General features: G+C 71.1%; 3 protein-coding genes. All 3 read right to left on the bottom strand.

Features of this window, described 5'->3' with window-relative positions:
* Positions 1 to 2: 2 nt before the first annotated feature.
* From ruvX to DBR36_RS06585, 3 genes are read right to left on the bottom strand one after another with little or no spacing between them, the layout of a single operon-like run.
* Positions 3 to 476 (bottom strand): Holliday junction resolvase RuvX, encoded by a 474-nt coding sequence (gene ruvX, locus DBR36_RS06595; RefSeq protein ID WP_108318113.1) that lies wholly within the window; start codon positions 474 to 476, stop codon positions 3 to 5.
* Positions 473 to 3,142 carry an alanine--tRNA ligase gene (alaS, locus tag DBR36_RS06590; RefSeq protein WP_108318112.1) on the bottom strand — a complete coding sequence of 890 codons (2,670 nt, stop codon included), beginning with the start codon at positions 3,140 to 3,142 and terminating at the stop codon, positions 473 to 475. The genes ruvX and alaS overlap by 4 nt, the downstream gene beginning before the upstream one ends.
* Positions 3,143 to 3,202: 60 nt before the next feature.
* On the bottom strand, positions 3,203 to 3,511 hold the full coding sequence (locus tag DBR36_RS06585) for an ATPase (RefSeq protein ID WP_258222600.1): 309 nt from the start codon (positions 3,509 to 3,511) through the stop codon (positions 3,203 to 3,205).
* Between the last annotated feature and the right edge of the window lie 250 nt (positions 3,512 to 3,761).

The following is a 3,761-nucleotide window of genomic DNA, read 5'->3' as shown; positions in this document are numbered from 1 at the left end:
TGTCAGGCGGGCTCCTGTCCCGGTGATACGGCGGATCCGGCCGGCTCGCCGGACTGTCGCTCCACGTCGAGCGCCTGCTGCAGAAGGACCACAGCGGCGACTTGATCCACAATGCTACGAGAATCCCGCTGGGAACGTCCCGCCTGCCGCAGCACCCCGTGCGCCGACACGGTGCTCAGACGCTCGTCGACGAGCCGGACGGGCATCGGCAGCGCGGCGGCGAGGGCCGCCGCGAAACCGCGCGCATCGGTGGTCGACGGGGTGTCCTCGCCGCGCAGGTTGAGAGGCAGCCCGACGAGCACCTCGAACGCCTCGTACTCGGCGGCCAGGGCCGCGATCCGGCGCACCGGCTCGCCCTTGCGCGGAACCGTCTCGACGGGAACGGCCAGCAGTCCGTCGGGATCGGAGCGCGCGACGCCCACGCGGGCGCGCCCCACGTCGATCCCGAGACGGATGCCGCGCCGGAACCCCGTCACGCGGTGGTCGTCCGGACGTCGGCGACGATACCCTCCAGCGCCTGCGGCAGGGCAGCGGCATCCGTGCCCCCGCCCTGGGCCACGTCGGGGCGTCCGCCGCCGCCGCCGCCGAGTACGCCCGCGGCGGCCTTGGCGAGGGCTTCCGCGGTCAGACCCCGCTCGCGGGCGGCGTCGTTGGCGACCACCACGACGGTCGCGCGTCCGCCGGTGACGGCGGCGAGGGCGACCACGGCCGCCTCGCTGCCCAGACGGTCGCGCACCTGCAAAGCGAGCGAACGCAGGTCATCGGCCGACGCGCCCTCGCCCAGGCTCTGCGCCACGACGCGGACGGTGCCGACCGACACGGCCGACTCCACCAGCTGCGGCAGACGGCCGGTCAGGGCCTGCGCCTCGAAGGCGGCGATCTTCTTCTCGGCGGCCTTCAGGCTGGCCGCGAGCTCGGCGATGCGGGTGGGCAGCTGCTCGCGCGGGGTCTTCAACGACGTCGACAGCTGCGACACGATCGCACGCTCGGCGGCGAGGTCGCGGAAGGCGTCCAGGCCCACGAGCGCCTCGACGCGGCGGTTCGACGCGCCGACGGACTGCTCGCCGACGAGGTTGACCAGGCCGATCTCGGCGCTGCGCGCGACGTGCGTGCCGCCGCAGAGCTCGCGCGACCAGGGGCCGCCGATGTCGACCATGCGCACCGTGTCGCCGTACTTCTCGCCGAACAGCGCCATCGCCCCGGCCGCTTTCGCCTCGTCGAGCGACATCACGCGCGTGGTGACCTCGAGGTTGTCGCGGACGGCGTTGTTGGCGATGTCCTCGATCTCGGTGCGGGTCTCGGGCGAGAGCGCCGATCCCCAGCTGAAGTCGAAGCGCATGTAGCCGGCGCGGTTGAGCGAGCCGGTCTGGGTCGCCGTCTTGCCGAGGGTGTCGCGGATCGCCGCGTGCACGAGGTGCGTGGCGGTGTGCGCCTGCTGCGCGGCGTGGCGGTTGAGCGCATCGACGACGGTGGTCGCGGGAGCGCCCACCGACACCTCGCCGGTGGTCACCTCGACCGTGTGGCTGACGAGCCCGGGGACCGGTCGCTGCACGTCGAGCACCTCGAGCTCGTACCCGGGCCCGACGATCACGCCCTTGTCGGCCACCTGGCCGCCCGACTCCGCGTACAGCGCGGTCTCGGCCAGGATGACCTCGGCGATCTGCCCCTCCGAGGCGCGGTCGGTGCCGCTGCCCTGGACCAGGATGCCGAGCACCCGCGACGCGGTCTGCATCTCGGTGTAGCCGGTGAACACCGTCTCTCCGAGCGCGCGGAACTCGCGGTAGGCGCTCTGGTCGGCGATCGCGCCCTTGCGGGCGCGGGCGTCGGCCTTGGCGCGGGTGCGCTGCTCCTGCATCAGGGTGTCGAAGGCGGCGCGGTCGACGCTCAGACCGGCCTCTTCGGCGATCTCGAGGGTGAGGTCGATCGGGAAGCCGTAGGTGTCGTGCAGCAGGAACGCCTCCGACCCCGACAGGGTCGTGCCGCCGCCGTTCTTCGCCTCGACGACCGACTGGTCGAGGATCGCGGAACCGGCCGCGAGCGTGCGCAGGAACGTCTGCTCCTCGGCGATCGCGTACGCCGAGAGGCGGGCGTAATCGGCCTCGACCTCGGGGTAGGACTCCTTCATCGCGTCGCGCGAGGCGGCGAACAGCTCGGGGAAGGTCGCGCCCTCGACGCCGAGCAGGCGCATCGAGCGGATCGCGCGGCGCATGATGCGGCGCAGGATGTAGCCGCGGCCCTCGTTCGAAGGGGTGACGCCGTCGGCGAGCAGCATGAGCGAGGAGCGCACGTGGTCGGCGACGATGCGCAGGCGCACGTCGTCATCGTGCGACTCGCTGCCGTACGCCTTGCCGGCCAGCTTCGCCGCGAGGTCGAGCACGGGGCGCACCTGGTCGGTCTCGTACATGTTGTCGACGCCCTGCTTGATGAACGCGATGCGCTCCAGGCCCATGCCGGTGTCGATGTTCTTCGCGGGCAGCTCGCCGACGATGTCGAAGTCGTACTTAGAGCGCACGTTCGTGATCTCGTACTGCATGAACACGAGGTTCCAGATCTCGACGTAGCGGTCGTCGTCGGTCGCCGGTCCCCCGTCGATGCCGTACGCGGGTCCACGGTCGAAGAAGATCTCCGAGCAGGGGCCGGCCGGGCCCGGCAGGCCGGTGGACCAGTAGTTCGTGTCTTTGCCGAGGCGCTGGATGCGCTCCTCGGGCAGGTCGGTGAGCGAGCGCCACAGGGCGTGGGCCTCGTCGTCCTCTTCGTAGACGGTGACCCAGAGGTCCTTCGGGTCGAAGGCCAGGCCGCCGTCCTCCTCCGCCGAGGTCAGCAGTTCCCACGCGAAGCGGATCGCGTCCTCTTTGAAGTAGTCGCCGAACGACCAGTTGCCGAGCATCTGGAAGAAGGTGCCGTGGCGCGGGGTCTTGCCGACCTCTTCGATGTCGTTGGTGCGGATGCACTTCTGCACGTCCGCGGCGCGCGGGTAGGGCGGCGGCACGACGCCGCTCAGGTACGGGATGAAGGGCACCATGCCCGCCACGGTGAACAGCAGGGCCGGGTCGTCGGTGACGAGCGAGGCCGAGGGGACGATCGTGTGGTTCTTCTTCTCGAAGAAGTCGAGGAAGCGCTGGGCGATCTCGGCGGTTTTCATGGCGGGTCTTTCCGTGCGCGTGCGGCGTCGCCCCCGGTGAGGGGGGATGCCGCAGGGAGGTCAGTTCGAGGAGGTGATGGTCTTCTTGGCCGCGGCGGCGGCATCGCCCACCGCGTCGGCCGCGTGCGTCGCGGCGTCGGAGGCGTGGTTCGCGACGGAGCCTGCGACACCCTTGGCGTCGTCGATGATGTCCGACAGGCGCGTCTCCTGAGCGTGGTACGCGTCGGTCATGCGATCGGTGAATTCGCCGATGCGGGCGTCGAGCTGAGCGAACAGCTCCTGGCCGCGGGGATCCTTGTTGACCAGGTGGGCGGCGACGAAACCGCCGGTGATACCCAGCGCGAACCAGACGAGGCTTTTCACGGTCACCACTTCTTCCTCGGGACGACGCCGCGGTCGCGGCATCCCCCATCGTAGGCGAGGCCCCCGTGCGGTGCGCGAGCGTCGCGGGGCCCGCGTGGCGTCACGACGCTCGGACAAACGCACCGTTCTCGGAGCCTCGCGCCGAGGAAGTCCGCGTTCCGCGCGTTACTCCGAGCTTGGCGCCCCCGCCGCGTGGCGTCGGGAAGCTCGGACAAACGCACCGTTCTCGGAGCCTCGCGCCGCGAAAGTCCGAGTT

This window comes from Microbacterium sp. HMWF026, assembly GCF_003061325.1.
GTDB classification, from domain to species: domain Bacteria; phylum Actinomycetota; class Actinomycetes; order Actinomycetales; family Microbacteriaceae; genus Microbacterium; species Microbacterium testaceum_E.
This window is presented reverse-complemented; position numbering and strand designations above follow the sequence as displayed.